Raw genomic sequence first — 25,723 nt, 5'->3', positions numbered from 1 at the left:
CGCGTCGCGCGGGTGCGGTCGCCGGCCTGGAGGCGCGGGTAGCGTCCGACAGGTGACCCGCGCAGTCCTCGTCTCCAGTTCCACCGCCCCTGCCGTCACCGAGATCGACGTCCCGGATCCGGGTGAGGGTGAGGCGCTCGTCGACGTCGCGTTCTCGAGCGTCAACTACAAGGACGGGCTCGCCCTGGCGGGCGATCCCGGTGTCGCGCGCCTCGATCCCCTCGTGCCCGGGATCGACGTGGTCGGGACCGTCTCGGCACTCGGCCCGGGCGTGCACGACGTCCGCATCGGCGACCGCGTGGTGCTGAACGGCGCTGGGGCCGGGGAGACCCGGCACGGCGGCTGGGCGGCGCACGCCGTGGTGCCGTCGGCCTCGCTCGTGGTGCTGCCCGAGGCGATCCCGGAGGACTTCGCAGCCGCGATCGGCACCGCGGGGTTCACCGCGGCGTTGAGCGTCCTGGCACTCGCGCGCTTCGTGGAGCCGTCCGACGGACCGGTGCTCGTCACGGGCTCCTCCGGCGGGGTCGGCTCGGTCGCGATCCCGCTGCTGGCGGCGCGCGGGTACCGGGTCACGGCCTCCACCGGACGACCGGCCAACGCGGACGCACTCCGGATGCTCGGCGCCACCGACGTCGTGGACCGCGCGACCCTCAGCGAGCGCGGCAAGCCGATGCAGAAGGCGACCTGGGCCGGGGCGGTGGACAGCGTGGGCGGCGCGACCCTGGCGAACCTGCTCGCGTCGACGAAGTGGGGCGGTGCGGTGACCGCGTGCGGTCTGGCGCAGGACGTCGCACTGCCGACCACCGTGCTGCCGTTCATCCTCCGCGGCGTCTCGCTGCTCGGCATCAACTCGGTCGACGCCCCCGCGAGCCTCCGTCGCCGCGCGTGGGCACTCCTCGCCGAGGAGCTCGACCCCGCGCTGCTCGCCCGGGTCACCCGCACGGTCGGGCTGGCCGAGGCGATCGAGATCGGTCCGGAGGTCGTCGCGGGCCGCGTGCACGGCCGGACGATCGTCGACCTCTCGTACTGACGTACTGGTATTGTGTTATTCCACAAGCGCTTGCATATTGACACGTTAGGATTGGAATTCCGTACGCCCGTCATGTGAGGAGCACTGGATGCCGGTCCCGAAGTCCACCGTCGAGAACTCGCCCCGCAGGCTACTGCGCGACGTCGTCCTCGAGAAGATGCTCACCGCCATCCAGGACGGCACGCTCCAGGCCGGCGAGCGGCTCAACGACGACGAACTCGTGCAGTGGCTGGGTGTCAGTCGCACCCCCATCCGCGAGGCCATCGCCAAGCTCGTCGACTACGGCCTCGTCGAGATGGAGGCGAACCGGTACACCCGCGTGGCGACTCCGACCCGCGAGCAGTTCGACGACGCCGTCCAGGTGCTCTTCGGGTTCACCGAGCTCGCGGCGCGCTGGGGGATCCCGAAGCTGGACGAGTCCGACGCCGCCGCCTTCAGCGAGATCCTCGAATCCGTCCGGGGCTTGGCCGAGGCCGAGGACAAGCGGGTCAACGCCGAGACCGTGCGGCTCGTGATGTTCCTCGTCGAACGAGCCGACAACGCGCTCTTCACGTCGTTCGCGAACACGCTCATCCCCCGGGTGCAGTTCCTCGCGCTGACCTCCGACGAGTTCCTGTTCTGGGACGTGAAGCACAGTGTCGACCCGCTGCGCGCCGCCGTGAAGGCCCGCGACGGCGAAGCGGGCGGTGCGGTGATCCGCGCGATGGGCCGGGCCCTCGCCGGACACCTCGAGACGATCCGCGACGCGCGCGCCTGACGGCACGCGGAGCCCCGTGGACGACGTCCTGATCCACGCGGCCGGCGTCCGGGTGACCCGGTCCGGCCGCGACCTGCTGCACGGCATCGACCTGACCGTCCGACGGGGTGAGCACTGGGCGCTGCTCGGACCGAACGGCGCGGGCAAGTCCACCTTGCTCGCCGTCCTCGGCGCGAACAGCCACCCGACCGCCGGCACCGTGGAGGTCCTCGGACGACAGCTCGGCCGCGTCGACGTCCGGGAGCTCCGCACCCACATCGGGCACGTCGACCCACGGCACCGGATGCTCTCGCCGCTCACCGTCCTCGAGACCGTGCTGACCGGGCTCACCGGCACGACGGACGTCATGCTGCGGTGGGAGCCGACGGCGGCGCAGGTGGCATCGGCCGAGCAGCACATCGCCGACGTCGGCCTCACCGCACGCCGGGACGCTCGGTGGCCGGTGCTGTCCCAGGGCGAACGCGGGCGGGCCCTCATCGCCCGGGCGCTCATGTCGGAACCGCAGCTGCTGCTCCTCGACGAGCCCGCCACCGGACTCGACGTCGCGGCACGGGAGCACCTCCTCGAGACCGTCGACGCGCTCCGGCACCGGCACCCCGAGCTCGGCAGCGTCATGGTGACCCATCACCTCGAGGACCTGCCGGTGTCGACGTCGCACGCGATGCTCCTGCGCGACGGGGTCGCCGTCGCACAGGGCACCTCGGACGAGGTCATCACGTCCTCGGCGGTTTCGCACGCGTTCGACTTCCCGCTCGCGATCCTGCGCGCCGAGGGGCGCTGGGCGGCACGGCGCGCGTCCTAGCCACTCGCAGGGTCGGGGTCTCGCTCCTCCGCCGTCGCGGCCACCACGCTCCTCCGCCGTCGCGGCCGCCGCGCTCCTACGCCGTCGCGGCCGCCGCGGCCTTCGCTGCCACGGGCAGGGCGTCGAGCACCCGCCCGATGGCTCGCTCGTCGTGGGCGGCGGTGACGAACCACGCCTCGAACACGCTCGGCGGCAGGGTCACCCCGGCGTCGAGCATGGCGTGGAAGAACGGCGCGTACCGGAAGGTCTCCTGCGCCCGGACGTCGTCGTAGTTCCGCGGCGCGGTGTCGGTGAACGCGAAGGAGAACAGGTTGCCGGCACGCTGCACGGTGTGGGCGACACCCTCGGCCGACAGGGCATCCGAGGTCGCCGTGGATATCACCGACGCCGTGCGGTTCAGCGACTCGTACACGGCGGGCGTCGCGGCACGGAGCGTGGCGATGCCCGCGGCGACGGCGAGCGGGTTCCCGGACAGGGTGCCCGCCTGGTAGACGGGGCCGAGCGGCGCGAGGAAGTCCATCACCTCGCGGCGACCACCGAGTGCCGCCAGGGGCATGCCCCCGCCGATGACCTTGCCGAACGTGATGAGGTCGGGCTTCCACCCGGCACCGTCCGGGACGACCTTGGACGCTTCGAGACCCCACCACCCGGCGGGACCGACGCGGAAGCCGGTCAGCACCTCGTCGACGATGAGCAGCGCCCCGTGCGACTGCACGATCTGCGCGAGGGCACGGTTGAACCCCCGCTCGGGCGCGAGCACGCCCATGTTCGCCGCGGCGGCCTCGACGATCACGGCGGCGATGCGCTCGGAGTGCTCGTCGAACGCCCGGCGGACGGCATCGAGGTCGTTGTACGGCAGCACGAGGGTCTGCGCGGCGGTCTCGGCGGTGATGCCCGCACTGCCGGGGAGCGCCAGGGTGGCGACGCCCGAGCCGGCCTCCGCCAGCAGGGAGTCGGAGTGCCCGTGGTAGTGCCCCGCGAACTTCACGAGCAGGTCACGGCCGGTGTAGCCGCGGGCGAGCCGGATCGCGGTCATGGTCGCCTCGGTGCCGGTGGACACCATGCGGAGCTTCTCGATCGGGCCGTCGCCGTCGACGGAGACCCGCTGCTTGACGAGTTCGGCGAGCTCGGTCTCCCCCGGGGTCGACGCGCCGAACGACAGCCCGCGAGCAGCCGCCTGCTGCACCGCCTGCACCGTCTCGGGGTGCGCGTGACCGAGGATCGCCGGGCCCCACGACGCGACGAGGTCGACGTACTCACGCCCCTCGGCGTCGGTGACGTAGGCGCCCTTCGCCGAGGTGAGGAACCGCGGGGTCCCGCCGACCGAGCCGTACGCGCGCACCGGGGAGTTCACGCCGCCGGGGATGCTGTTCTTCGCACGGCTGAAGAGCTGACCGTTCGTGGTGGTCGTCGATGCGGTGGTCATTCGGGGGCCTTCCCGGTCGAGGCGATGCCGGCGACGGCCGCGGTGCTGCCGGAGGTGCGGAGTCCCGCTTCCTCGTTGAGCTTCCGGGCGATGTCGACGGCGAAGTAGGTGAGGATCGCGTCGGCACCGGCACGCTTGATGCCGACGAGGGCCTCCATCGCGGCGGCGTCACGGTCGATCCAGCCGTTCTGGGCGGCTGCCGTGATCATCGCGTACTCGCCCGAGATCTGGTATGCCCACACCGGCACGGACGAGGTCGCGGCGGTCTCGGCGAGGACGTCGAGGTAGCTCATCGCCGGCTTCACCATCACGATGTCAGCGCCCTCGTCGATGTCGAGCGCGACCTCGCGGAGGCCCTGCCGTCCGTTCGCCGCGTCGATCTGGTACGTCCGCCGGTCGCCCTGCAGCGAGGAGTCGACGGCTTCGCGGAAGGGGCCGTAGAACGCCGAGGCGTACTTCGCCGCGTAGGCGAGGAGCGCCGTGCCGCTGTGTCCGGCACCGTCGAGGGCGTCCCGCGCGGCGGCGATCTGACCGTCCATCATGCCGCTCATGCAGACGAGCTCGGCGCCCGCCTCGGCCTGCGCCACCGCCATGTCGCGGTAGCGGAGGAGCGTGGCGTCGTTGTCGACGGAGCCGTCCGCGGCCAGGACGCCGCAGTGCCCGTGGTCGGTGAACTCGTCGAGGCACAGGTCGGACTGCACGACGAGGGCGTCACCGACCTCTTCCTTCGCCACGCGGATCGCCACGTTGAGGATGCCGTCCGGGTCGGTCGCACCGGAACCGGTGGCGTCCTTCGTGGTGGGGACGCCGAACAGGTTCACCCCGCCGATCCCCTGCTGCGCCGCCTCGCCGAGCGCACGGCGGAACGAGTCGAGCGAGTGCTGCTCGACGCCGGGCATGCTCGAGATCGGGATCGCCGCAGTCGCGCCCTCGCGGATGAACATCGGCAGCACGAGCTCGGCGGGGTGGAGCCGGGTCTCGGCGACGAGCCGTCGCATGGCGGGGGTCGCGCGGAGTCGACGGGGGCGGACCTGGGGGAACTGGCCGGTCACGGGTGGCCTTCCTGATCGGGGGCGGATGGGTCGAGGGCCTCGACGACGGCGTCGAGCAGGGCTTCAGCGGAACGGGCTCGGGCCACCGTGTGCACGGGGAGACCGGCGGTGCGGGACTCGTCGGCGGTGCCGGGGCCGATGCAGGCCACCAGGGTGCGGGGGTCGAGCGGGGTCAGCCGTCGGGCGATCTCGCGGGCGACGCTGCCGCTCGTCACGAGCACGGCGTCGGGCGGTGGATCGAGGGCGATCGGCTCGTCGCCGGTCCCCACGGTACGGTACGCGACCACGTCGTCGACGTCGATCCCTCGCGTGCGCAGCGCATCGACGAGGGTGGGTGCGGCGATGTCGGACCGCGGGAAGAGGACGGTGCCGTCGGTCGCCGGCAGGGCGTCCGCGAGTGCTGCTGCGGAGGCCTCGGCCGGGACGAGGTCGACGACCCACCCCGCCTGCCGGGCGGCACGTGCGGTCGGCTCGCCGACCGCCGCGACCCGCAGGGCGGACGGGAGGCGCGGCACCCGTTCCGCGACGACCCGTACCGCCGTCGCACTGGTCACCACCAACCACACGTACCCGGCCACGTCGGATCCGTCGCCGCTGGTGGGCGGTGATCCGTGCCTCCCGGCTGCCCCGGAGGCGACCAGACGGCGGACCGCAGCGTCGAGCTGTGCGGGATCGGCGGGCGGTGCGTCGGCGATGAGGGGGACGACGACCGGGTCGAGCCCGCGGTCGCGCGCGGCCGCGGACACCCGTTCTCCCCATGCGCCGCCACGCGGGACGAGGACGACCGGGGGTCGTGCCTCGTCCACGCGGGGGGCGTTCGGGTCCGTGGTGGTCGTCCTACTCAGCCGGGGTCGCGAGACCCGGGCCGGCCGTGTGCGGACCGTCGGTGGTGTCCTCGGCGACCGAGGAGGCGAGGTCGGCGAGGTCCGCTGCGCCGTTCTCGAGGAGTTCCTCGGCGACGCGCCCACCGACCGCGAGTGCTTCGTCGAGCCGGTCCTGCGCGGACCCCTCGAGCACGGACGCGTGCGACGCGGTGCGGTACTCGGAGCCGTCGGGACGGTAGACGGTCGCGGAGACGAGCAGCAGCTCGGCGTCCACGATGGCCGTCGCGCCGATCGGCGCGGAGCAACCCGCCTCGAGCTTGGCGAGGACCTCGCGCTCGGCCGACACCGTCAGACGGGTCGGCGCGTGCTCGATCTTCCGCAGCGCTGCGAGGAGGTTCCGGTCGGACTCGTCCGCACGGGTCTCGATCGCCAGTGCACCCTGGCCCGGCGCACTCGGCCAGAAGCCCAGGTCGAGCAGTTCGGTCGCGGCGTCGAGCCGGTCGATCCGGGTGAGGCCGGCGGCGGCGAGCACGACGGCGTCGAGGTCGTCGTCCACCCGTCCGAGGCGCGTGTCGATGTTGCCGCGGATGTCCACGACGTCGAGGTCCGGGCGCTTCGCCTTGAGCTGCGCGACGCGGCGGGGCGACCCCGTGCCGACCTTCGCGCCCTCGGGCAGGGACTCGAGCGTCGCGGCGTTCCGGGCCACGAGCACGTCGCGGGCGTCCTCGCGCTTCGGGACGGCAGCAATGGTGAGGCCCGGGTACGGCGCCGTCGGCAGGTCCTTCAGCGAGTGCACGAGGACGTCGACCTCGCCGGCGACCAGGGCCTCGCGGAGCGCGCTCGCGAACACGCCCGTGCCGCCGAGGCTGGCGAGCGACGCGCGGTTCGTGTCGCCTTCGCTCGTGACCGTGACGAGTTCAACCGGACGGCCGGCCGCCTTCGCCAGACGGTCGGCGACGTCCTGCGACTGCGCGACCGCCAGCCGGCTCGCACGCGTCCCGAGGCGGATCGGGGCCGGGCCGTCGGCCGGGGTGGAGGCGCCGGGGTCGTCCGCCGTCGTGTCGGTCACGGGGCGACGCCGGCCGCGGCGGGCTTGAACCCGGCGCGGACGTTCTCGCAGCAGCCCGGACGGCACACGTCGTACCAGGGGCCGATGTCCGTCAGGTGCGGACGCTCCGACGTGGGCGTTCCGTTGACGCGCTCGAGCACGAGGTCCACCAGGCCCGCGACGTAGGCCGGGTCGACACCCGGGGTCTGCGTGCGGAGCGACCAGAAGCCGAGCTCCTGGGCGGTCTCGGTGGCCTCTTCGTCGAGGTCCCACATGACCTCCATGTGGTCGCTCACGAAGCCGAGCGGGACGATGAGCACGGCGCGGGTCGGACCGCCCTTGAGCTCCTCGTTCATGTAGTCGTTGATGTCCGGCTCCAGCCACGGCTGGGTCGGGGGGCCGGAGCGCGACTGGTAGACGAGCTTCCAGTCGGGCTTCGACGTGCCCCGGAGACCGGCGTGCTCGGGCAGCTCGAGGAGCTCCGCCCACGCCTGGTCGAGGACGACCTGCGCGACGGCCTCGTGCTGCGCCTCGTACGCGCCGTGCTCGTCGAACCCGCGGTAGTCCGGTCCGGACTTGGCGGCGTCGGTCGAGGGGATCGAGTGCGTCGAGAAGAGCACCCGCAGCTCGGTCGCCACGTCGAGGCCGTCGTTCTCGGCGATCGCCTGGGCGAGACCGTCACGGACGCCGTCGACGAACGGCCGGACGAAGCCCGGGTGGTCGAAGAACTGCCGGACCTTGTCGACCTGGATGGTGTCGATCAGGCCGGTCTCGGTGAGGACGCGGGCGTAGTCCTCGCGGTACTGCCGGCAGCTCGAGAACGACGAGTAGGCGCTCGTGGCGATCGCGATGAGCTTGTTGTAGCCCTTGTCGGCGGCCTCGGTGAACGCTTCTTCGAGGTAGGGCGCCCAGTTCCGGTTGCCCCAGAGCACCGGCATGTCGATGCCGCGCGAGGCGAGTTCGGCCTCGAGCGCCGCCTTCAGCGCACGGTTCTGTGCGTTGATCGGGCTGACGCCGCCGAAGTGCCGGTAGTGGTGGGCCACTTCCTCGAGGCGCTCGTCCGGGATGCCGCGACCGCGCGTGACGTTGCGGAGGAAGGGGATGACGTCGTCCTGGCCCTCGGGGCCGCCGAAGCCGGCGAGCAGGATCGCGTCGTACGCGGTGGGGACCTCGACGTGCTCCGGGCCGGACGCGGCGGCTTCCGTGGCGGCGAGCACCTGTCCGTTCGTGATCTGGCTCGTGTCGGTCACGACAGCACCTCCGGCAGTTCGGCGGTCGTCACGCGACGACCGGTGAAGAAGGGCACCTCTTCGCGCACGTGCATGCGCGCCTCGGTGTAGCGCAGGTCGCGCATCAGGTCGACCAGGTCGACGAGGTCGGGGCTCTCGAGCGGCAGGATCCACTCGTAGTCGCTCAGGGCGAACGTGGCGATCGTGTTCGTCAGCACGCGACGGTACTTCGCGCCGGCGATGCCGTGGTCGCGGAGCATCTTCGAGCGCTCGTCCTCCGGCAGGAGGTACCACTCGTAGGAGCGGACGAACGGGTACACCGTGATCCACGCCTCGGGGTCCTTGCCACGCAGGAACGCGGGGGTGTGCCGCTTGTTGAACTCGGCTTCACGGTGCATCGCCATCACGTGCCACACGGGCTCGGCGTCCTGGAAGAGGCCGGTGCGACGGATCTCGCGCAGCACCGCCTGGATCGCCTGCGCGTCGTCGCCGTGCAGCCACACCATCACGTCGGCGTCGGCGCGGAAGCCGGAGACGTCGTAGAAGCCGCGGACGGTGACGCCGCGCGAGGCTGCGCTGGCGACGATCGCGTCGAGTTCGGCCACGGCGTCGTCGCCGACGCGGTGGATCGGGCCGAGCGGACGGCGGAAGACGGCCCAGAGGGCGTACGCGGTCAGCAGGTTCGGGTCGATGCCGGACGTCGGGTCGACGTCACCGGCGGGCGCTTCGTGTGCGGGCGACGGCGCGGTGGAACTCATGGAATCCATTGTCCTATCGGTTGCCAGGGGGAAAAGTTCGTCGACCCCCAATTGCCGACGAGCGCTCCGCTCGTCAGCGACCACCGATCGGGCGGTCTACCGCCGTCGGAGCACCGTCACGACGATACCCCCGACCACCGCCACGCCGGCTGCGAGCCCCGCAAGGTACGGGACCGGCTTCTCGTCGATGCCGCGCTTCAGCTTGGAGGCAGCGATGCCGATCTGCTTCGGGACGTTGAGCTTGTCCTCGATCGCGTCGAGGGTGTCGAACAGCTGCGCGCGGGTCGCCGCGACGCGGTCGGCCAGGTCGTCGTGCTGATCGGTCACAGTTCCTCCGTCGGTGGTGCTGGTGTGGGGTGCGGTGGTCAGAACCGACCGCCGACGTCCGGCTTGCGGGCGCCGTTCTGCGTCGGCGGGGTCGGCTTCTTGCCCATGCCCTTCACCGCGTTGACGTCGTTCTTGACGCTGTCGATCGTGCGCTTCGGTGTGAGCGGGAGGCCCTTCTTGAAGCGCTTCCACCCGACGAGACCGAGGATCGCGGCGACGATCAGCATCACCACGGCGATCACCAGCGCCGCGAGCCACGCGGGCATCACGGTCGCGAGGCCCATCACGGCGGCGGTCAGCAGCACGCCGATGGCGTACAGGACGATGACGAGCGCGCCCACGAGCAGACCAGCGGCGAGGCCGAAGATCTTGGCCTTCGTCAGCATCTCGGCCTTGAGCAGGTTCAGCTCGCCCGTCACCAGCTCCTTGACGAGCTTCGGGACGTCGCCGACCAGGCCGAACAGCGAACGCGGCTTGCGGTCGCGGGTGTCCGTCATGAGGTTGCGGTGTCCTTCTTCTGCCCGACCTTGCGGACGACCTTCTTCGTCTGCTCACCGACGAACTCCGCGACGTCCGGGGTCTTGTCGGCGATGAAGTCCTCGGCGACGTGCACGCCCTTCTGGACGCCGTTGCTGTTCCAGATCTTGCCGCTGACGGTCTTGATCTGCTCGTACCGCGCCCGTCCGGCTCGCGATCCCAGGACGTACCCGAGTGCTGCGCCGGCGACGAACAGGAGCTTGCCTCGCATGTGCGAATCCTCCGTTGGGTCAGTGTGCGTGGTCATGCGCCGAACGGAATACGTCCGGCGTTCCTGCAACAGTAGCCCTCCACCGGGGTGCGGTCCGCTCAGGAATCCAGGATGCGTCCAGCGGCGGTCCGGGCGGACGCGACGATCCCGGCGAGCCCTCGGCCCGTCGAGGCCTCGCCAATGCCGACGACGCCCTCGGCGAGGCCCGCCGCGGTGCGGTCCGGGCCGTTCCAGTGCACCCGTGCGGCACCGACGACGGCGCCGGGGTCGATCGTGACGCCCAGCAGGGCGGTCGCGTCGCGGGTGGCGCGGGTCCCGACGGCGTCCTGCGGATCGACCTGGAGGCTCGTGGCCACGGCCGCCCCGCCGGTCGCGTCACCGGCTGCGGTCGCGTCGCCGGCTGCGGGCGCGTCGCCGGCTGCGGTCACCTCCCCGGCTGCGGTCGCGTTCGGTGTGGTCGCGTAGCTCAGCCGGAGGACGTGCTTCCCGGCGGCGGTCTCCGCCAGCCACGGCCACTTCACGGTCGCGTGCGTGATCGCCTTCGCGGCGACCCCGTGGGCGTCCGGGTGCACGAGCATCCCCGTGCCCCGCGGCGCGGCGTCGAGCTCCGGCTGGTCGACGACGAGGGTCACGAGCTCGATGCCCGTCCGCTCGGCCGGGGTCGTGCGGGCCGGGTCCGGTGTCGAGGCGAGGACGTGCTCCGCGACCAGGCGTTCGGTCCCGCCGTCGGCCGTCACCACCTCGACCGCGTGCTGCTCGATCGTGGTCGCCCGGGTGTGCAGTCGGACGTCGACCCGGTAGGTCTCCATGTCGGCGACGAGCTCGTCCACGAGCCGGACGATGCCGCCGCGGATCCCCTGCACGGCGGAGCCGGCGGTGGCACGGGCGCGCAGGGCTAGGACGGCCCGGGCGAGTGAGCCCTCGCGGAGGAGCGCCGCGCGGAGCCCGGGCGCCACGCGGTCCGGGTCGAGGTGGTCCGGGTGCGTCGAGTGCACGCCGGCGACGATCGGGACGACCAGGTCGTCGAGGACCCGCTCCCCCATCCGCTTCCGGACGAGTTCGCCGAGCGACGGGGCCTTCGCGCCCACGGGGGACGGCAGCAGGGAGTCCATCTGCGCACGGAGCGCTGCCCGCTGCCCGACGACCGCCAGGACGTCGGCCGCCATCGGGGTGCCGGGGATGCCGAGCAGCCCGGTCTGCGGGATCGGGTGGGTGTCGCCGTGGCGCGTCATCAGCCACGCGCCGCGCGGATCCGGCGTGGTGATCTCGTTGCCAAGGCCGAGTTCGACGGCGAGTCGGCCGACCGCGTCGTTGCGGGTCGCGAAGGAGTCCGCCGCCATGTCCAGGTCGAGCCCGGCCACGGTGTGCCGACGGACCATCCCACCGAGCACGCCGGAGCCCTCGACCAGGACCACGTGCGCGCCGTTCTTGGCGAGGTCCCGCGCGGCGACGAGTCCGGCGACCCCGCCGCCGACCACGACGACGTCGGTCACGCTGCGGCTCCGGTCGTCCCGCCCGCCTCGGGGGCGTCCACGGCCGTGCCGTCGCCGAGCTCGTGGACGAGCGCGACGATCCGGGTGAGCACGGCGGGGTCGGTCTCCGGCGGCACCCCGTGCCCGAGGTTCACGACGTGCGCCCGGGCCGCGCCACCACGACGGACGACGTCGCGGACGTGCGCCTCGAGTACGGACCACGGGGCGGACAGCATCGCAGGGTCGATGTTGCCCTGCACGGTGACACCGGTGCCGACCCGGGCGACCGCCTCGTCGAGGGGCAGTCGCCAGTCGACCCCGACGGCGTCGACGCCGACGGTGTCCGTGCCGAGGGTCGTCATCTCGCGAAGGACCTCGCCGCTGCCCACCCCGAAGTGGATGCGCGGGACGCCGAGGTCGGCGATGTGCGCGAGCGCCGCAGCCGAGTGCGGTGCGACGGACGCGAGGTAGTCGGCGCGGGAGAGCGAACCGACCCACGAGTCGAAGAGCTGCGCGGCCGAGGCCCCGGCGAGGACCTGCGCCCGGAGGAAGGCCCCCGACACGTCCGCCGCCCAGGCGAGCAGGCGCGACCAGGTCTCCGGCTCGGAGTGCATCAGCGTGCGCGCGCGGATGTGGTCCTTCGACGGGCCACCCTCGACCAGGTAGGCGGCGAGGGTGAACGGCGCACCGGCGAACCCGATGAGCGGGGTGTCGCCGAGCTGCTCGACCGTGCGTGCCACGGCCTCGGAGATCGGGGCGAGCGCCGCCGGGTCGAGCGGTTCGAGCGCGTCGACGTCCCGAGCCGAGCGGATCGGGGACCCCAGGACCGGCCCGCGACCGGGGACGATCTCGACGTCGACGCCCGCGAGCTTGATCGGCACGACGATGTCGCTGAAGAAGATGCCCGCGTCGACCCCGTGCCGGCGCACCGGCTGCAGGGTGATCTCCGAGGCCATCGCGGGGTCGAGGCAGGCGTCGAGCATGGCCGTGCCGACCCGGAGTTCGCGGTACTCGGGGAGCGAGCGCCCGGCCTGCCGCATGAACCACACCGGCAGGGTCTCGGGGCGGTCGCCGCGGAGCGCCCGGACGAGCGGCGAGCCCGACGTGCGCCCGGTGCTGAGCGGGTGCGAGGCGGGCAGAGCGGTGGTCGGTGCGTCGGTCACCGGACGATTCTCCCATCGGCGAACGGGACGTATCCCGTGCACGCAGGATGCGCACGGGAGCCGGAGCCGATGCGAGTTACCATGGACGACGTGCTCATCTGTCTCACGGCGTCGCACCGCAACGCCAGCTTCGACCTCCTGGAGCGACTGAGCATCGGCGCACCGACCGCCGCGAGCCGTCTCGTGACGGACTCCGACGTGCTGGACGGGGCCGTCGTCCTCGCCACGTGCAACCGCTTCGAGGCCTACCTCGACATCGCGGGCGACGACCGCGACTCCGCCGTCTCGGCCACCGTCGATGCCGTCGCCGCCGCGAGCGACCTCGACCCCGCCGAGGTCCTCGATTCGGTCAACGTGCTCGGCGGCAAGGACGTCGTGCAGCACCTCTTCGCCGTGTCGAGCGGCCTCGAGTCCGTCGTCGTCGGCGAGACCGAGATCTCCGGGCAGGTTCGTCGCTCGCTCGAGGACGCCCGCTCCAACGGCACCACCACCTCCGACCTCGAGCGCCTCTTCCAAGAGGCCGCGCACACCTCCCGCGGCGTCAAGACCCGGACCCGCATCGGCGCCGCCGGCCGGTCGCTGGTCCGCCTCGGCCTCGAGCTCGCGTCGTCCCGCGTCACCGACTGGGGCCGCGCCCGCGTGCTGCTCGTCGGCACCGGCAGCTACGCGGCCACCACGATCGCTGCCCTGCGCGACCGCGGCGCCACCACCATCCAGGTCTTCTCCCCCTCCGGCCGCGCCGCCTGGTTCGCGGCGAAGCACGACCTCGTCGCCGCGCACGACCTCCGGCACGCGATCGCCGCGAGCGACGTCGTCATCACCTGCACCTCCAGCGAGGTCCCGGTCGTCGCGCCGGCCGACCTCGACGACGGGGTCCGGCGCATCGTGATCGACCTCGGGCTCCCCCGCAACGTCGACCCCGCGGCCGCCGGCGTCGACGGTGTCGAGCTGCTCGACCTCGAGACCATCAGCATCCACGCACCGATCGCCGAGCTGAACGCCGAGTCCGAGGCCCGCGCGATGGTCGACGACGCGGTCTCCCGGTTCCGCGCCCAGGCCCTCGAGCAGTCCACCACCCCGGCGCTCGTGGCCTTCCGCAAGCACGTGTTCGACATCCTCGACGACGAGATCGAGCGCGCGAAGCGACGGAGCGACGGCGACACCGAGTCCGCCGAGCAGACCGAACGTGCCCTCCGGCACCTCGTCGGCGTCCTGCTGCACCGTCCGTCCGTGCGGGCCCGCGAGCTCGGCCGTGCCGGACGCGGCGAGGAGTTCGTCGGCGCCCTCGACGCCCTCTTCGGCGTCCGCCCCGAACCCGAGGCGGAGCTGCCGTCCCCGGTCGTGCCGCTCGCGGAGCGCACCGCGCCCGACCGGTCCACCCGCGATCGCGACGACCAGGCGGACGCGAGCTGAGCCTCCCGGCCGCCCCGCGCACCCTGCGCGTCAGTGCGCTGCTGCTGGTGCGTGACCGGAAGGTGCTGATGGTGCGCGCGCGAGCGCGCGACGTCCTCTACCTGCCCGGCGGCAAGGCGGAACCGCACGAGACCGACGTCGAGGCCGCTGTCCGCGAGGCGTACGAGGAGACCGGTCTGCGGCTGACCGCCGACGACGTCGACGCGTTCGGCACCGTGACCGAGCTGGCGCACGGACAGGGGCCCGGCACGATGGTCGCTATGGCCCTGTTCCTGGTCCGGCCTGGAGGCGCGCTGGACACCGCCACGCCCGTCGCCTCGGCAGAGGTGGACGAGGTCGAGTGGGTCACCTCGGCAGACGCCGACCGGTGCCCGCCCGCGGGTGTCGAGACGCTCCGCCGCCTGGTGGCGGCGGAGCTCATCGACTAGGCGTCAGCCCTGGTCGCGGTCGGTGTAGTGGCCGACCTCACCGTCCGACGTGGGCTCGGCCTCGCCGGGGATGTCCGACTCGACGTACTCCCCCTCGGCCTTGCCGTCGCCGGCGCCCTGGGGCCGCGCTTCACCGGGGATGTCGCTCGAGACGAACTCACCCGCGGGCTCGTTCGTCGTCACGGGCGGTTCCCCCGGGATCTCGCTGTCCGTGAAGGCTCCGGCGCGCGGCTCGACACCGTCGGCCCGACCCTCGTCGCCGCGTGCCTGTTCGTGCTTGCCTGCCATGTCCGACCTCCGTCGCTCGTGTACCTGGCTCGTCCCCCGCGAGTGTGCTCCCGGTGCCTGAGCGCGAACCGAACCTCTGCGCGTCCCGGGGTGATTGCGTTGTGTCATGCAACGCAGCAACCGATCCCTGATCCTGGTGTCGTTGGTGGGAGCCGCGGCTGCCACCGTGCTGACCGGGTGCTCGTCGGGCGGGACCAGCACCCCGACGGCGACCGAGACCGTGACCGCCACACCCGCTCCGACCACGTCGTCGTCGGGTTCCGCGGCGTCGTCGCCTGCGGATCCGTCCAGCTCCGCATCGTCGGTCGCGGGCGGCACCGGCACCGGCGGCTCGGCGGGCGGACCGGCGCGCTGCGCCGCAGACGACCTGACCGGCTCGATCGAGCCCGGCAGTGGCGGGGCGGCCGGCAGTCAGATCGTGCACCTCGCGCTCCGCAACACCGGCGCGACGACGTGCACGCTGCAGGGGTGGCCCGGCGTCTCCTTCGTCGGCGGTGGCGACGGCGCCCAGATCGGTGCCGCAGCGCGGCAGGAGAAGTCCGCTCCGCACCCGACCGTGACCCTGCGGGCCGGCGACACCGCGGTGGCCCCGCTGCAGATCGTCACCGCGAGCAACTTCGCCGCGGCCGATTGCGGACCGAAGGCAGCCGACGGGTTCCGCGTCTACCCGCCGGGCTCGAAGGCCTCGCTGTTCGTGCGCGACACGGGCCTCACCGCGTGCAGCGTGTCGAGTGCGCAGGTGCTCTCGGTCCAGGCGCTGGTGCCGGAGGGGCAAGCGACGGAGTGACCGTCCTGATCCGGCCCGGACACCCCGACGCCGCCGAGCTCCTGGCGCTCTACGACGCGGTGGGTGGAGCGCCTACACGCAGCAGCCGGACGACCTCGTCGCGGCCGTCGCAGCGTCGCACCTCGTCCTGACGGCCCGGGACACCGCCGGTGCGCTCATCGGGCTCGTCCGGACCGTCTCGGACGGGATCACGATCGTGTACGTGCAGGACCTCCTCGTCGTCCCGACACACCAGCGCTCCGGCGTGGGCGGACGGCTCCTCGACGCCGTGCTCGAGCGGTACGCGGGCGTCCGGCAGACGGTCCTCACCACCGACGCGGAACCGGGGCAGCGGGCGTTCTACGAGTCCCGCGGGTTCGTCGAGGCGCACGACGTCGAGCCGGCCCCACTGCGCTCGTTCGTGCGGCTGCGCTGAGTCCGCCGCGGGACAGTACGCTCGTCGCCGTGTCCCAGACCACCTCGGCCCCGTCGTCACCGGCACTCGTGGATGCGGCCGCCCGGCTGCTCGGACGACCGCTGACGCTCGACCGTGCGCTGACCGGCGGCCAGCACGCACGCACGCTGATGGCCGTCGACGGAGACGAACGGGTCGTCGTGCGGATGTTCCCCCGCGGGGACGACGCCGTCGACCGCGAGCGCGAGGTGCTGGGTCGCCTCGGCCCGCTGGGCTCCCTGGTGCCCCGGCTGTCGGCGCACGGTGAAGCGGACGGACACCCCGTCATCGTCACCGAGGCCGTACCCGGAGGACCGCCCGCCCCGACGCTCGACCCTGTGGTGATCGGGGAGCAGCTCGGCGTCGCCCTCGCCGCGGTCCACGGGCTGGACCCGGTCGGCCTGCCCGACGAGGTCCGCCAGCCGACCCAGCGAGCGGGCCGGCTCGCGGCGGCGGCGCACGAGGCCTGGCAGGAGGCCGACCTCGACCGGGTGCTCACGCACGGCGACTTCTGGAGCGGCAACACCGTGTGGGCGGGCGATCGGCTGACCGGGGTCGTCGACTGGTCCGGGGCGCTCTCGGCGCCGCGCGGAGTCGACCTCGCCTGGTGCCGGCAGGACCTCGTGCTGCTCGGCTCCCCGGCTGCGGCCGACCGGTTCCTGGCGGCGTACGAGGCGACGGCCGGTCGGCGGGTCCGCGACGTGCACGCGTGGGACGTGGTGGCAGCCGCACGGGCCGACACGTACGTCGAGACCTGGGCGCCGAACTACGCCGGCATCGGGCGGCCGGAGGTCACCGGGCGGGTGCTCCGGCAGCGCTTCGACGCCTGGGTCGCGTCCCTGATCGGAAGCCGCGTCGGGAGCTGAGCGCCCGGCCGCCGCCCACCGGGCGACGCACGCCAGCCGGTCAGCGGTGCGGTGGTGCGTGCACGGCCTCGAGCACCTCGGTGCCCATCGCCCGCAGCGCCTCCACCACCGACAGTCGCCGCTGCAGCGAAGCGTCGTCGAAGGTGACCGTCACCGCGTAGCTGACCGACGACGACGGCCCGCGGAGGATCCCCGCCTCGGCCCGGACCCCCGTGCCCGCTCCGGTCACCGCGACCGCCTGCAGCCCGTGGTCGAGCGCACGGTGCGCCAGCGGATCGAGGCCGAACGACCCCGCGACGAGACTGAGGTCACTCGCGAGCGACAGCCAGCCGAGCACCCGGTTCGAGACCGCTTCGTCGACGACCTCGCCGAGCGCGAGCCCACGCATCAGCCAGGCGAGCTCACCGGTCGGCGCGACCGAGGCGTCCGGGGCGTCGTCCGGCCCGCGGCGGTCCCGCACCCGGTCGATGAGCGCGGTCCGCTCGATGCCGAGCGACTCGGCACGCTCGCGCACAGCGTCGATCCCGACGGTGGACAGCAGGGCGTTCATCGCCCAGGCGTCGGCCGTCGCACCCACCAGGGTCGCGAGGTCCGGCACCTGCATCGTCGGCTCCTGCAGGAACTGCCACAGCCCCGCACCCGTCGCGGTGTCGCGCGCCATCCGCTGCAGTCGGTCGCCGTGGAGCCCGCCGTCCTCGAGACGCGCGGCGACCTCGACGAGCAGCAGCACCCGGCCGAGACTCGCCACCGGCTGCACGAGGGTGTCGTCGACGGCCAGCAGCGCCTTGCCGGTCGAGGTGTCGATGACGGAGGCGCTGACCCCCGCACCGTCCCTCGCCAACGTGCCCAGTGCCTCCAGGGTCGCCCCGAACCGCTCGTCGGCACCGCCGCGGTGCCGACCGCGGGTGCGACCGTCCGCACCCACGGCGTGCTGTCGTCGACGCGACCGTCGAGCCGCTCCCGGCTCCGACGACGGAGCCGCGTCCGGCTCGGTCATCACCAGATCGAGACGCGCTCGGCCGGGTCGAGGAACATCGCGTCCCCCTCGGTCACGCCGAAGGTGTCGTACCAGACGTCGATGTTGCGGACGACCTGGTTGCAGCGGAACTCGTTGGGCGAGTGCGGGTCGATGCTGAGCAGACGGGCTGCCTCCTCCGGACGGATCGCCATCCGCCAGGCCTGTGCCCAGCTCAGGAAGAACCGCTCGGCGCCGGTGAGCCCCTCGACCACGGGGGGCTCCTGACCGTCGAGGGACAGCAGGTACGCCTTCCACGCGATCGACAGTCCGCCGAGGTCGCCGATGTTCTCGCCGATCGTCAGGGCACCGTTGACGTGGCCGTCCGGGACCTCGGTCGGCACGAGGGCGTCGTACTGCGCGATGAGGGCCTTGGTGCGCTCCTCGAACGCCGTGCGGTCGGCCTCGGTCCACCAGTTCTCGAGACGCCCGTCACCGTCGTACTGCGAACCCTGGTCGTCGAAGCCGTGCCCGATCTCGTGGCCGATGACGGCACCGATCGCCCCGTAGTTCGCGGCGGCGTCACGGCCGGCCTCGAAGAACGGGAACTGCAGGATCGCCGCCGGGAACACGATCTCGTTGAAGCCGGGGTTGTAGTACGCGTTGATCGTCTGGGGCGTCATGAACCACTCGTCGCGGTCGATCGGCTTCCCGATCTTCCCGAGCTCGCGGTCGACCTGGAACGACGCCACCGCGCGGACGTTGCCGATGAGGTCGTCGGCCGTCACCGGGAGTGCCGAGTAGTCCCGCCACTTCACCGGGTAGCCGATCTTCGGCGTGAACTTGTCGAGCTTGTCGAGCGCGCGCGCACGGGTCTCGTCGGTCATCCAGTCGAGCGCCGAGATGCTCTGCCGGTACGCCTCGACCAGGTTCGCGACGAGGACGTCCATCGTCGCCTTCGACGTCTCGTCGAAGTGCTCCTGCACGTAGATGCGGCCGACGGCTTCGCCCATCGCGCCCTCCACCAGGGAGACGCCGCGCTTCCAGCGCTCCCGCTGCTTCGGTGCACCCGTGAGCGCGGTGCCGTAGAAGGAGAAGTTGGTCGCGGAGAAGGCGCTCGTCAGGTAGGCGGCCGAACCGCGGATGACCTGCCAGCGCAGCCAGTCCTTCCACATCTCCAGCGGCTCACCACGGAGGAGTTCGGCGAGGCCCGTGACGAACGAGGGCTCGCGGACGACGACCGTCTCGAACGCCCCGGCCGGAGCGTCGATGGCCTGCCACCACTGCTGCAGGTCGACGTCCCCGGCGAGCGCCGCGACCTCGGCCCAGGGCAGCTTGTTGTAGGTCTTCTGGCTGTCGCGCGTGGTGACGTTGTCCCAGTGCTTCGACGCCAGTGCGGTCTCGAGCGCGATCACGTTGTCGGTGCGCTCCCCACCGTCGACGAACCCGGCGAGGGGGAACATCGCGGCGACGAACTCGCGGTACTTCGTCCGGATGTCGGCGAAGCGCTCCTCGCGGTAGTACGACTCGTCGGGCAGACCGAGTCCGGACTGCTCGAGGAAGACGACGTAGGACTCCGGGGCGCCCGGGTCGTTGTCGACGAAGAGCTGCAGGAAGCTGGGCAGCCCGATCCGCTCGAAGCGGCCGACCATCCGCACGACGTCGTCGACGGAGTCGATCGCCGCGACCTCGGCGAGGAGGGGTTCGATCGGCGCGGTGCCGAGCGCCTCGAGCCGTTCTTCGTCGGTGAAGGAGGTGAAGAGGTCACCGACCTTGCGCTCCTCGGTGCCGGGCGCAGCCTGCTGGGAGCGCTCGATGATGTCCCGGACGGCGATCTCGGCTTCCTCGGCCAGCACCGTGAACGAGCCGTACCGCGCCTTGTCGTCGGGGATCGGTGTGGCGTCGATCCACGAGCCGTTCACGTGGCGGTACAGGTCGTCCTGCGGGCGGACCGTGGCGTCCAGCTCGTCGGTGTGGATCCCGGAGGTGCTTGCGACGTCGGTCATGCGGTCCACGATAGCCACCGTCGCCATGGGGCAGGTCGATCCGCGTCGTCACCTGTGGACGGCTGCCGGTACGGTCGTCGCATGGGACTCCCGTGGAAGCTGCACGGAGACGGCAAGACCGTCTCGGCGACGACGATCGTGGCACCGGACGAACGCCTCACCTGGCCCCGCACGATCGGCCTGGGCGTGCAGCACGTGGTGGCGATGTTCGGGGCGACGTTCCTCGTCCCGCTCCTCACCGGGTTCCCGCCGTCGACGACACTGGTCTTCAGCGGCATCGGCACGATCCTGTTCCTGCTCATCACCGGCAACCGGCTGCCGAGCTACCTCGGGTCGTCGTTCGCGTTCATCGCACCGATCGGCGCCGCGACGAAGATCGGCGGCATCCCGCTCGCGCTCTCCGGCATCATCGTCGTCGGTGCGCTGCTCGCGATCGTCGGGCTCGTCGTGCACCTGGCTGGTGCCGGCTGGATCGACCGCCTGATGCCGCCGGTGGTCTCCGGCGCGATCGTGGCCCTCATCGGCTTCAACCTCGCCCCAGCCGCCCGCGACAACTTCACGAAGGCACCGGTCATCGCGGTCATCACCCTCGCCGCGATCATCCTGGTGACGGTCCTCTTCAAGGGCCTGCTCGGACGCCTGTCCATCGTGATCGGTGTCGTCATCGGGTACGTCGCCGCCCTCGTCGCCGGCGAGGTCTCGTTCGACGCGGCCACGAAGGCGCCGTGGATCGGCCTGCCGACGTTCACCGCCCCGGCGTTCGATCCCGGCCAGCTCGCGATCTACCTCGGCTTCGTGCCGGTCGTCCTCGCACTCGTCGCCGAGAACGTCGGCCACGTGAAGGGCGTCGGTCAGCTCACCGGCCGCGACCTCACCCCGCTCACCGGACGGGCGCTCTTCGCGGACGGCATCTCGACGGTGCTCGCGGGCGTCGGTGGCGGGTCCGCGACGACCACGTACGGCGAGAACATCGGTGTGATGGCGGCGACCCGCGTGTTCTCGACCGCCGCGTACTGGGTCGCGGCGATCGTCGCCGTCCTGCTCGGGATGTCCCCGAAGATCGGCGCGGTCATCTCGTCGGTGCCGCCGGGGGTCCTCGGCGGTGCCACCACCGCGCTCTACGGCCTGATCGGCGTCATCGGCATCCGCATCTGGGTCGAGAACCGGGTCGACTTCTCGAAGCCGAAGAACCAGCTCACCGCCGGCATCGCGCTCATCATGGGCATCGCGGACTTCACGTTCTCGTTCGGTGGGGCCAGCTTCGGCGGCATCATCGTCGGCACGGTCGCCGCGATCGTCGTCTTCCACCTGATGGACGTCATCGGCCGGGCTCGCGGGACCGACGAACCCTCGACCGAGGTCCCCGACCCGGCCCACGCCGCCACCGGAGCCGTCCCCGCGGAACCGCGCGCGGACTGACGAGGGCGCGGGACCGTCCGAGGGCGGGTCAGCGCAACCCGACCAGCCCGATCACCAGCTGCACCACCGCCAGCACGACGAGCAGGACGACGAGCGAGATCGACCCCCACCGGGCGATCCAGTCGCGCACGGCGGCGAGCACCCGCTGCGCGCCGGACCGCATCGTCACCGCCAGCACGACCGGCAGCAGGACCGCGGCCCCGGACACGGCCACGAACAGGACCGCCACCAGCACGGTCTCCGGAGCGCTCGGATCCGCATCGCCGAACGCCAGTCCGGCGGCCAGCGCCAGCACGAGTGACTTCGGGCTGAGGAACAGGAGCGCGCCGAGCCCGAACGCCCGGCCTGGTCCGATGGCCTCCATGGCGTCCGCCCACCTCGAGCTCGCCGGCGACCCGTCCGGCAATCGCCGCCGCAGCCACTGCCACACGGCGAGTCCGGCGAGCAGCACGGCCGCGCACAGCGCGATCACGGCCTGCACCCGCGACCCCGCGACCGCCTGCGAAGGCAGCGACTCGCCCACGAGCACCGACGCCACGAGCGCGACGGCGACCGCGGCGATCCATCCGAGCGCGCACGCCAACGCCGATGCGGAGCCGCGCCGGTGGCCGAGCAGGAACACCACCGACGCGATCGGCAGCGGGCTGAGCGCGATCCCGACCGCTCCGGGGACCAGCGCGAGGACGTCCACGGCAGGATCGTATTCCCGGGCGAGCTCCCGTGCCGACCCCCGTGGTCCGCAGCCGGACGCAGCCAGCCGCCCGACGACGTGGGGAGCGACGGCCTGGAGGCCCGTGGCGGCGCCGCCACGGGCCTCCAGTCCGTCACGGGTGACGCCCACCCCGTCGGCCGGCCACGTCGTGTCGGCATCGCCGCCAGAATGGGTCGGTGCACCGACCGACGCGACACGCTGCGACCGCCCAACGGCGCGCGGTCGACCGCGACATCGTGCGATTGGCGGTGCCCGCGCTCGGGGCGCTCGTGGTCGAGCCGCTGTTCCTGCTCACCGACACCGCGCTCGTCGGCCACCTCGGGGCGACACCCCTCGCCGCCGTCGGACTCGCGAGCGTCGTGCTGCAGACCGTGACCGGACTGCTCGTGTTCCTGGCGTACTCGACGACCCCGGCCGTGGCGCGCGCGCTCGGCGGTGGCGACCGTCGCGGAGCCGTGCACGCGGGCATCGACGGCATGTGGCTCGCGCTGGTGCTGGGTGTGGTCCTCGCGCTCGTCGGGTGGCCGCTCGCCGGACCGCTCGTGTCCCTGTTCGGCGCTGCTCCCGAGGTGTCGGCGGCGGCGACCGCCTACCTGACGCTGTCGCTCATCGGACTCCCCGGGATCCTCGTCGTGACCGCGTCGACCGGACTGCTGCGCGGGCTGCAGGACACGAGGACCCCGCTCGTCGTCGCGACCGTCGGGTTCGTCGCGAACGGGCTCCTCAACGCCGTCCTCATCTACGGCGCCGGCTGGGGCGTCGAGGGCTCCGCCGCGGGCACCGTCATCGTGCAGTGGGCGATGGCCGTCGTCTACGTGCGCATCGCGATCCGTGCAGCCCGGTCGTCGGGAGCGCCGCTGCGACCCGGCGCCTCGGGCGTCGCACGGGCCCTGCGATCCGGCGCCTGGCTGTTCCTCCGGACCGCGTCACTGCGCGTGGCGATGCTCGCGACCGTAGCGGCGGCCGCCGGGCTGGGGACCACCGGGCTGGCGACGACGCAGGTCGGGCTGACGGTGTTCTCCACCCTGGCGTTCGCGCTCGACGCCCTCGCGATCGCCGGGCAGGCGCTCGTCGGGCACGGGCTCGGGGCACGGGATGCATCGCGGGTGCGGTTGGTCACGCGGCGGCTCGTGCTGCTCGGGATCGCCGGTGGTGTGCTCCTCGGCCTGCTGACGCTGGCGGCCAGCGGGGTGCTCGGGCCGGTCTTCTCCGACTCGCAGGCGGTGCGCGACGCCCTGCCCGTCGTGCTGGTGCTCGTCGCGGTCGGGATGCCCGTCGCCGGGTACGTGTTCGTGCTCGACGGGGTCCTGATCGGCGCCGGGGACGCGCGGTACCTGGCCATCGCCGGAGGCGTGAACCTCGTCGTGTACCTGCCGCTGCTGTGGTGGGCGGGCGGCACACTCGCCGGGCTGTGGGCGGCGTTCGCGCTCGGGTACATCGGGGTCCGGGCGGTGACGCTCGGGGTGCGCGCGCACCGGCGGGGGTGGGTGGAGGCGGCGTTGAGCCGCTGAGGTACCGGTGTCGGGACGCGGACGAGATAGCCTCGGTGGGCTACAAACGCTGCAAATGCAACAGGAGAAACATTGTCTACACGCTCGTCCGTGGTTCCGGCCATCCTCGTCGCTGCCCTCACCATCGGTTCCCTCGCCGCTTGCGCCACTGCACAGGGATCGAACGACACCGCCACCCCCACGGCCACGTCCTCGCCGAAGTCCGAGCCGCTGCCCGCAGACTTCCCGAAGAGCGACGTCCCGCTCATCCCCGGAACCGTCGCGGTCGCCGGTGGAGACGAGGTCAACGGCTGGTCCGTCACCATCGATCCGACTTCGAAGACGGGCTTCGCTGACGCGCGGGCCGCACTCACCGCCAAGGGGTTCACGCAGAGCGCCAGCGCCAGCGCCAGCAAGAACCGTGCGCTCTTCAGCAGTGACGAGTACACGGTCTACATCAGCACGCCGGGCATCTCCGTGACCTACACCATCACCGCCAACGAGTAGCACCGGTCGCACTGTCCAGCGGGCAACCGTCACCGCTTGACGCCGGGAGTCGCCCGAACGGTCAGGCTCGATCCGGGCGGTCGTCCGCGGGCGGCGGCCCCGTCGTGTTGCCGATCCGCAGCTCCGACGTGAACGACGCCAGCTGCGGCTCCGCCCCCTCGAGCATGGCCAGGGCAGCGCGGGCGGCGGCCTGCCCCTTCTGCACGAGATGCCCGTCGCCGGGTACGTGTTCGTGCTCGACGGAGTGCTGATCGGCGCCGGGGACGCGCGGTACCTGGCGATCGCCGGAGGCGTGAACCTCGTCGTGTACCTGCCGCTGCTCTGGTTGGCCGGCAGCACGCTCGCCGGGCTGTGGGCGGCGTTCGCGCTCGGGTACATCGGGGTCCGGGCGGTGACGCTCGGGGTGCGCGCGCACCGGCGCGGCTGGGTGGAACAGGCGTTGGCGCGGTGAGGGGATGGTCGTGGGCGGCAGCCGCCGTGGCGGAAGGCAGCGAGCGCCGGGACCCGCGGTCCGCACCCGGGGTAGCGTGACGGCATGGCGCACGACGACGGTCCGCAACGCGGCGGCTTCCCGTTCGTCCCCGTCATCGCCTTCGCCCTCGGCGGTCTCGTCGTCGCCGCGGCGGCCCTCGGGGCACATCCCGTCCTGACCGGCGCCCGGTGGTCCCCGACCGTCGCCCGGGCCACCGCGCCGCCGCCGGAGCAGGTCGCATCAGCGCCGGCCAGCACCGCGCCGCAACCGCTCGGGGCACCGTCCGCCCACCACGTCGACGCGACCTGGCTCCTCGTCGTCGCGGTGGTCGTGATCGCCGCGCTCGCCGTCCTGGCGGTGGTGTACGTCCTCCGCGGCCGACGCCGCCGTGGCAGCCCGGAACGGATCGACGTCGCCGGACTCGCGGTGGACGTGACCACGGACCCGTCGGCCGAGGTCGGGCTGCAGCACATCCGCCGTGGGCTCGGTCGCGCGCTCGCGGTGCTGGCGGAACACCGCGACCCGTCCGACGCCGTCACCGCGGCGTGGCTCGGACTGCAGGAGTCCGCAGAGGACGCCGGGTTCCGACGCGGTTCAGCGGAGACCCCGACCGAGTTCACCACGCGCATCCTCCAGCAGCTCCACGTCGACGAGACCGCCCTGAGCACCCTCCGTCGCTGCTACCTCGCGGTTCGGTTCGGCGGCGTACCGGCCACCGATCAGGACGTCGAGGCGGTCCGTGCCGCACTGCGGACACTGGAGCAGCAGTGGGCCGTGGCACCGACGGAGCGATCGTGAACCCCCGGGCCGTGGCAGGCGTCCTCGTGCTCGCTGTGATCGCGTCCGGCGTCGTCTGGTTCTTCGGCGTCGGCGTCCCGCTGTCCCTCGCCGTCGGCGGCGTGGTCGCCGCCGTGGGACTGACGTGGACCGCGATCCGTGACGGTCCGTCGCTGGCCTGGCCCGTGCCTCCCGTCCGATCCGCACCCGGCGCCCGACGCGACCTGTCCGAGACCGCCTGGGCCCTCCGGTCCCGCGGCGGCGTGCCGGAGCGGGCACTCGCCCGCGTCCGTGCCGTCGCTCGCCGTCGTCTCCGGACGCTCCACCGCCTTGACCTGGACGACCCGGACGACCGCGCCGCGATCGAGGCGGTCCTCCCGCCGGCCGTCGTCGCGGTGCTGCGGAGCGAACGGCGGCCCGAACTCGACCTCGCCGCGTTCGGGACCGTCCTCACCGCGGTCGAGTCGCTCGCACCCCTCACCGACCGCACCACGACCGAGAGGCAGCCGTGACCGTGCCCCAGCCCCAGAACGA

At 72.7% G+C, this 25,723-nt stretch carries 29 protein-coding genes and 1 pseudogene; 14 read left to right on the top strand and 16 right to left on the bottom strand.

Going from position 1 to position 25,723, the window contains the following annotated elements; genetic code table 11:
• Positions 1-52 precede the first annotated feature (52 nt).
• The 3 genes from BLT36_RS03700 to BLT36_RS03690 all read left to right on the top strand — a co-directional run bounded on the left by BLT36_RS03700 (position 53) and on the right by BLT36_RS03690 (position 2,589).
• On the top strand, positions 53-1,030 hold the full coding sequence (locus tag BLT36_RS03700) for an MDR family oxidoreductase (RefSeq protein WP_092092026.1): 978 nt from the start codon (positions 53-55) through the stop codon (positions 1,028-1,030).
• A gap of 88 nt (positions 1,031-1,118) precedes the next feature.
• Positions 1,119-1,787 (top strand): GntR family transcriptional regulator, encoded by a 669-nt coding sequence (locus BLT36_RS03695; protein WP_092092024.1) that lies wholly within the window; start codon positions 1,119-1,121, stop codon positions 1,785-1,787.
• Positions 1,788-1,803: 16 nt separating this feature from the next.
• Complete coding sequence (locus BLT36_RS03690) at positions 1,804-2,589, top strand: ABC transporter ATP-binding protein (protein ID WP_175529467.1); 786 nt, start codon at positions 1,804-1,806, stop codon at positions 2,587-2,589.
• A 76-nt stretch (positions 2,590-2,665) separates the two neighbouring features.
• On the opposite strand, the gene hemL is transcribed toward BLT36_RS03690, so the two are convergent.
• The 11 genes from hemL to hemE all read right to left on the bottom strand — a co-directional run bounded on the left by hemL (position 2,666) and on the right by hemE (position 12,636).
• Entirely contained in the window at positions 2,666-4,015 is a 1,350-nt protein-coding gene (gene hemL, locus BLT36_RS03685) for a glutamate-1-semialdehyde 2,1-aminomutase (protein WP_092092022.1), read from the bottom strand.
• Entirely contained in the window at positions 4,012-5,067 is a 1,056-nt protein-coding gene (gene hemB, locus BLT36_RS03680) for a porphobilinogen synthase (RefSeq protein WP_302847103.1), read from the bottom strand. The genes hemL and hemB overlap by 4 nt, the downstream gene beginning before the upstream one ends.
• Positions 5,064-5,873, bottom strand: coding sequence for a uroporphyrinogen-III synthase (locus BLT36_RS03675; RefSeq protein WP_092092020.1), 810 nt, complete (start codon positions 5,871-5,873; stop codon positions 5,064-5,066). The genes hemB and BLT36_RS03675 overlap by 4 nt, the downstream gene beginning before the upstream one ends.
• Positions 5,874-5,904: 31 nt before the next feature.
• Positions 5,905-6,960, bottom strand: coding sequence for a hydroxymethylbilane synthase (gene hemC, locus BLT36_RS03670; RefSeq protein WP_175529466.1), 1,056 nt, complete (start codon positions 6,958-6,960; stop codon positions 5,905-5,907).
• Positions 6,957-8,189: a ferrochelatase gene (locus BLT36_RS03665; RefSeq protein WP_092092018.1), complete on the bottom strand. Its 1,233-nt coding sequence runs from the start codon at positions 8,187-8,189 to the stop codon at positions 6,957-6,959. The genes hemC and BLT36_RS03665 overlap by 4 nt, the downstream gene beginning before the upstream one ends.
• On the bottom strand, positions 8,186-8,926 hold the full coding sequence (gene hemQ / locus BLT36_RS03660; RefSeq protein WP_092092016.1) for a hydrogen peroxide-dependent heme synthase: 741 nt from the start codon (positions 8,924-8,926) through the stop codon (positions 8,186-8,188). The genes BLT36_RS03665 and hemQ overlap by 4 nt, the downstream gene beginning before the upstream one ends.
• 96 nt (positions 8,927-9,022) lie before the next feature.
• Positions 9,023-9,253, bottom strand: coding sequence for a hypothetical protein (locus tag BLT36_RS03655; RefSeq protein ID WP_092092014.1), 231 nt, complete (start codon positions 9,251-9,253; stop codon positions 9,023-9,025).
• A gap of 38 nt (positions 9,254-9,291) precedes the next feature.
• Complete coding sequence (locus BLT36_RS03650) at positions 9,292-9,750, bottom strand: phage holin family protein (protein WP_092092012.1); 459 nt, start codon at positions 9,748-9,750, stop codon at positions 9,292-9,294.
• Complete coding sequence (locus BLT36_RS03645; RefSeq protein WP_092092010.1) at positions 9,747-10,001, bottom strand: hypothetical protein; 255 nt, start codon at positions 9,999-10,001, stop codon at positions 9,747-9,749. Before BLT36_RS03645 ends, BLT36_RS03650 begins: the two co-directional genes overlap by 4 nt.
• A 98-nt stretch (positions 10,002-10,099) precedes the next feature.
• Entirely contained in the window at positions 10,100-11,494 is a 1,395-nt protein-coding gene (locus BLT36_RS03640; protein WP_254787314.1) for a protoporphyrinogen/coproporphyrinogen oxidase, read from the bottom strand.
• The gene (hemE, locus tag BLT36_RS03635) at positions 11,491-12,636 is read right to left on the bottom strand and encodes a uroporphyrinogen decarboxylase (RefSeq protein ID WP_092092008.1); all 1,146 of its coding nucleotides are present in this window, start codon (positions 12,634-12,636) and stop codon (positions 11,491-11,493) included. Before hemE ends, BLT36_RS03640 begins: the two co-directional genes overlap by 4 nt.
• A 90-nt stretch (positions 12,637-12,726) precedes the next feature.
• Here hemE and BLT36_RS03630 point away from each other — a divergent pair, with 90 nt between their 5' ends.
• Both BLT36_RS03630 and BLT36_RS03625 read left to right on the top strand, forming a co-directional pair.
• Positions 12,727-14,049, top strand: a complete 1,323-nt coding sequence (locus tag BLT36_RS03630) for a glutamyl-tRNA reductase (RefSeq protein WP_092094280.1) — start codon at positions 12,727-12,729, stop codon at positions 14,047-14,049.
• Positions 14,046-14,477 carry an NUDIX hydrolase gene (locus BLT36_RS03625; RefSeq protein ID WP_302847113.1) on the top strand — a complete coding sequence of 144 codons (432 nt, stop codon included), beginning with the start codon at positions 14,046-14,048 and terminating at the stop codon, positions 14,475-14,477. Before BLT36_RS03630 ends, BLT36_RS03625 begins: the two co-directional genes overlap by 4 nt.
• A 3-nt stretch (positions 14,478-14,480) precedes the next feature.
• Here the strand turns inward: BLT36_RS03625 and BLT36_RS03620 are convergent, their stop codons facing one another.
• Entirely contained in the window at positions 14,481-14,765 is a 285-nt protein-coding gene (locus BLT36_RS03620) for a hypothetical protein (protein WP_092092004.1), read from the bottom strand.
• A gap of 106 nt (positions 14,766-14,871) precedes the next feature.
• Here BLT36_RS03620 and BLT36_RS03615 point away from each other — a divergent pair, with 106 nt between their 5' ends.
• The 3 genes from BLT36_RS03615 to BLT36_RS03605 are packed head-to-tail and all read left to right on the top strand — an operon-like array spanning position 14,872 to position 16,851.
• Positions 14,872-15,552 (top strand): DUF4232 domain-containing protein, encoded by a 681-nt coding sequence (locus BLT36_RS03615; protein ID WP_092092002.1) that lies wholly within the window; start codon positions 14,872-14,874, stop codon positions 15,550-15,552.
• Positions 15,497-15,967, top strand: a complete 471-nt coding sequence (locus tag BLT36_RS03610) for a GNAT family N-acetyltransferase (RefSeq protein ID WP_254787310.1) — start codon at positions 15,497-15,499, stop codon at positions 15,965-15,967. Before BLT36_RS03615 ends, BLT36_RS03610 begins: the two co-directional genes overlap by 56 nt.
• 29 nt (positions 15,968-15,996) lie before the next feature.
• Positions 15,997-16,851, top strand: a complete 855-nt coding sequence (locus BLT36_RS03605) for a phosphotransferase family protein (protein WP_254787308.1) — start codon at positions 15,997-15,999, stop codon at positions 16,849-16,851.
• A gap of 40 nt (positions 16,852-16,891) precedes the next feature.
• On the opposite strand, the gene BLT36_RS03600 is transcribed toward BLT36_RS03605, so the two are convergent.
• Together BLT36_RS03600 and BLT36_RS03595 are read right to left on the bottom strand one after the other, a co-directional pair.
• Positions 16,892-17,848: a serine hydrolase gene (locus tag BLT36_RS03600; protein ID WP_254787306.1), complete on the bottom strand. Its 957-nt coding sequence runs from the start codon at positions 17,846-17,848 to the stop codon at positions 16,892-16,894.
• Positions 17,848-19,812, bottom strand: coding sequence for a M13 family metallopeptidase (locus BLT36_RS03595; protein WP_092094275.1), 1,965 nt, complete (start codon positions 19,810-19,812; stop codon positions 17,848-17,850). Before BLT36_RS03595 ends, BLT36_RS03600 begins: the two co-directional genes overlap by 1 nt.
• An 81-nt stretch (positions 19,813-19,893) precedes the next feature.
• Here BLT36_RS03595 and BLT36_RS03590 point away from each other — a divergent pair, with 81 nt between their 5' ends.
• Entirely contained in the window at positions 19,894-21,231 is a 1,338-nt protein-coding gene (locus BLT36_RS03590) for a uracil-xanthine permease family protein (RefSeq protein ID WP_092092000.1), read from the top strand.
• A 28-nt stretch (positions 21,232-21,259) separates the two neighbouring features.
• Here BLT36_RS03590 and BLT36_RS03585 read toward each other — a convergent pair whose 3' ends face one another.
• On the bottom strand, positions 21,260-21,922 hold the full coding sequence (locus BLT36_RS03585; RefSeq protein WP_175529465.1) for a GAP family protein: 663 nt from the start codon (positions 21,920-21,922) through the stop codon (positions 21,260-21,262).
• A gap of 197 nt (positions 21,923-22,119) precedes the next feature.
• Here BLT36_RS03585 and BLT36_RS03580 point away from each other — a divergent pair, with 197 nt between their 5' ends.
• Positions 22,120-23,454 (top strand): MATE family efflux transporter, encoded by a 1,335-nt coding sequence (locus BLT36_RS03580; protein WP_092091996.1) that lies wholly within the window; start codon positions 22,120-22,122, stop codon positions 23,452-23,454.
• 90 nt (positions 23,455-23,544) lie between these two features.
• Positions 23,545-23,940, top strand: coding sequence for a hypothetical protein (locus BLT36_RS03575; protein WP_254787305.1), 396 nt, complete (start codon positions 23,545-23,547; stop codon positions 23,938-23,940).
• 61 nt (positions 23,941-24,001) lie between these two features.
• Here the strand turns inward: BLT36_RS03575 and BLT36_RS18580 are convergent, their stop codons facing one another.
• Positions 24,002-24,145 (bottom strand): hypothetical protein, encoded by a 144-nt coding sequence (locus BLT36_RS18580; RefSeq protein WP_175529464.1) that lies wholly within the window; start codon positions 24,143-24,145, stop codon positions 24,002-24,004.
• Between the two features lie 6 nt (positions 24,146-24,151).
• Between BLT36_RS18580 and BLT36_RS03570 the strand changes: the two are divergent.
• The 3 genes and pseudogenes from BLT36_RS03570 to BLT36_RS18280 form a co-directional block, all read left to right on the top strand.
• Positions 24,152-24,391, top strand: a pseudogene (locus BLT36_RS03570) (MATE family efflux transporter); the annotation flags it as partial.
• A gap of 84 nt (positions 24,392-24,475) precedes the next feature.
• Complete coding sequence (locus BLT36_RS03565) at positions 24,476-25,210, top strand: DUF4129 domain-containing protein (RefSeq protein WP_092091992.1); 735 nt, start codon at positions 24,476-24,478, stop codon at positions 25,208-25,210.
• An 11-nt stretch (positions 25,211-25,221) separates the two neighbouring features.
• A complete protein-coding gene (locus BLT36_RS18280; protein WP_175529463.1) occupies positions 25,222-25,701 on the top strand; it encodes a hypothetical protein in 480 nt (159 codons plus the stop codon).
• The last annotated feature ends 22 nt before the right edge of the window (positions 25,702-25,723 follow it).

The organism is Curtobacterium sp. UNCCL20, from assembly GCF_900101675.1.
In the GTDB taxonomy this organism is placed as follows: domain Bacteria; phylum Actinomycetota; class Actinomycetes; order Actinomycetales; family Microbacteriaceae; genus Curtobacterium.
The sequence above is the reverse complement of the archived record's forward strand: the minus strand, read 5'-3'. Positions and strand labels throughout refer to the sequence as shown.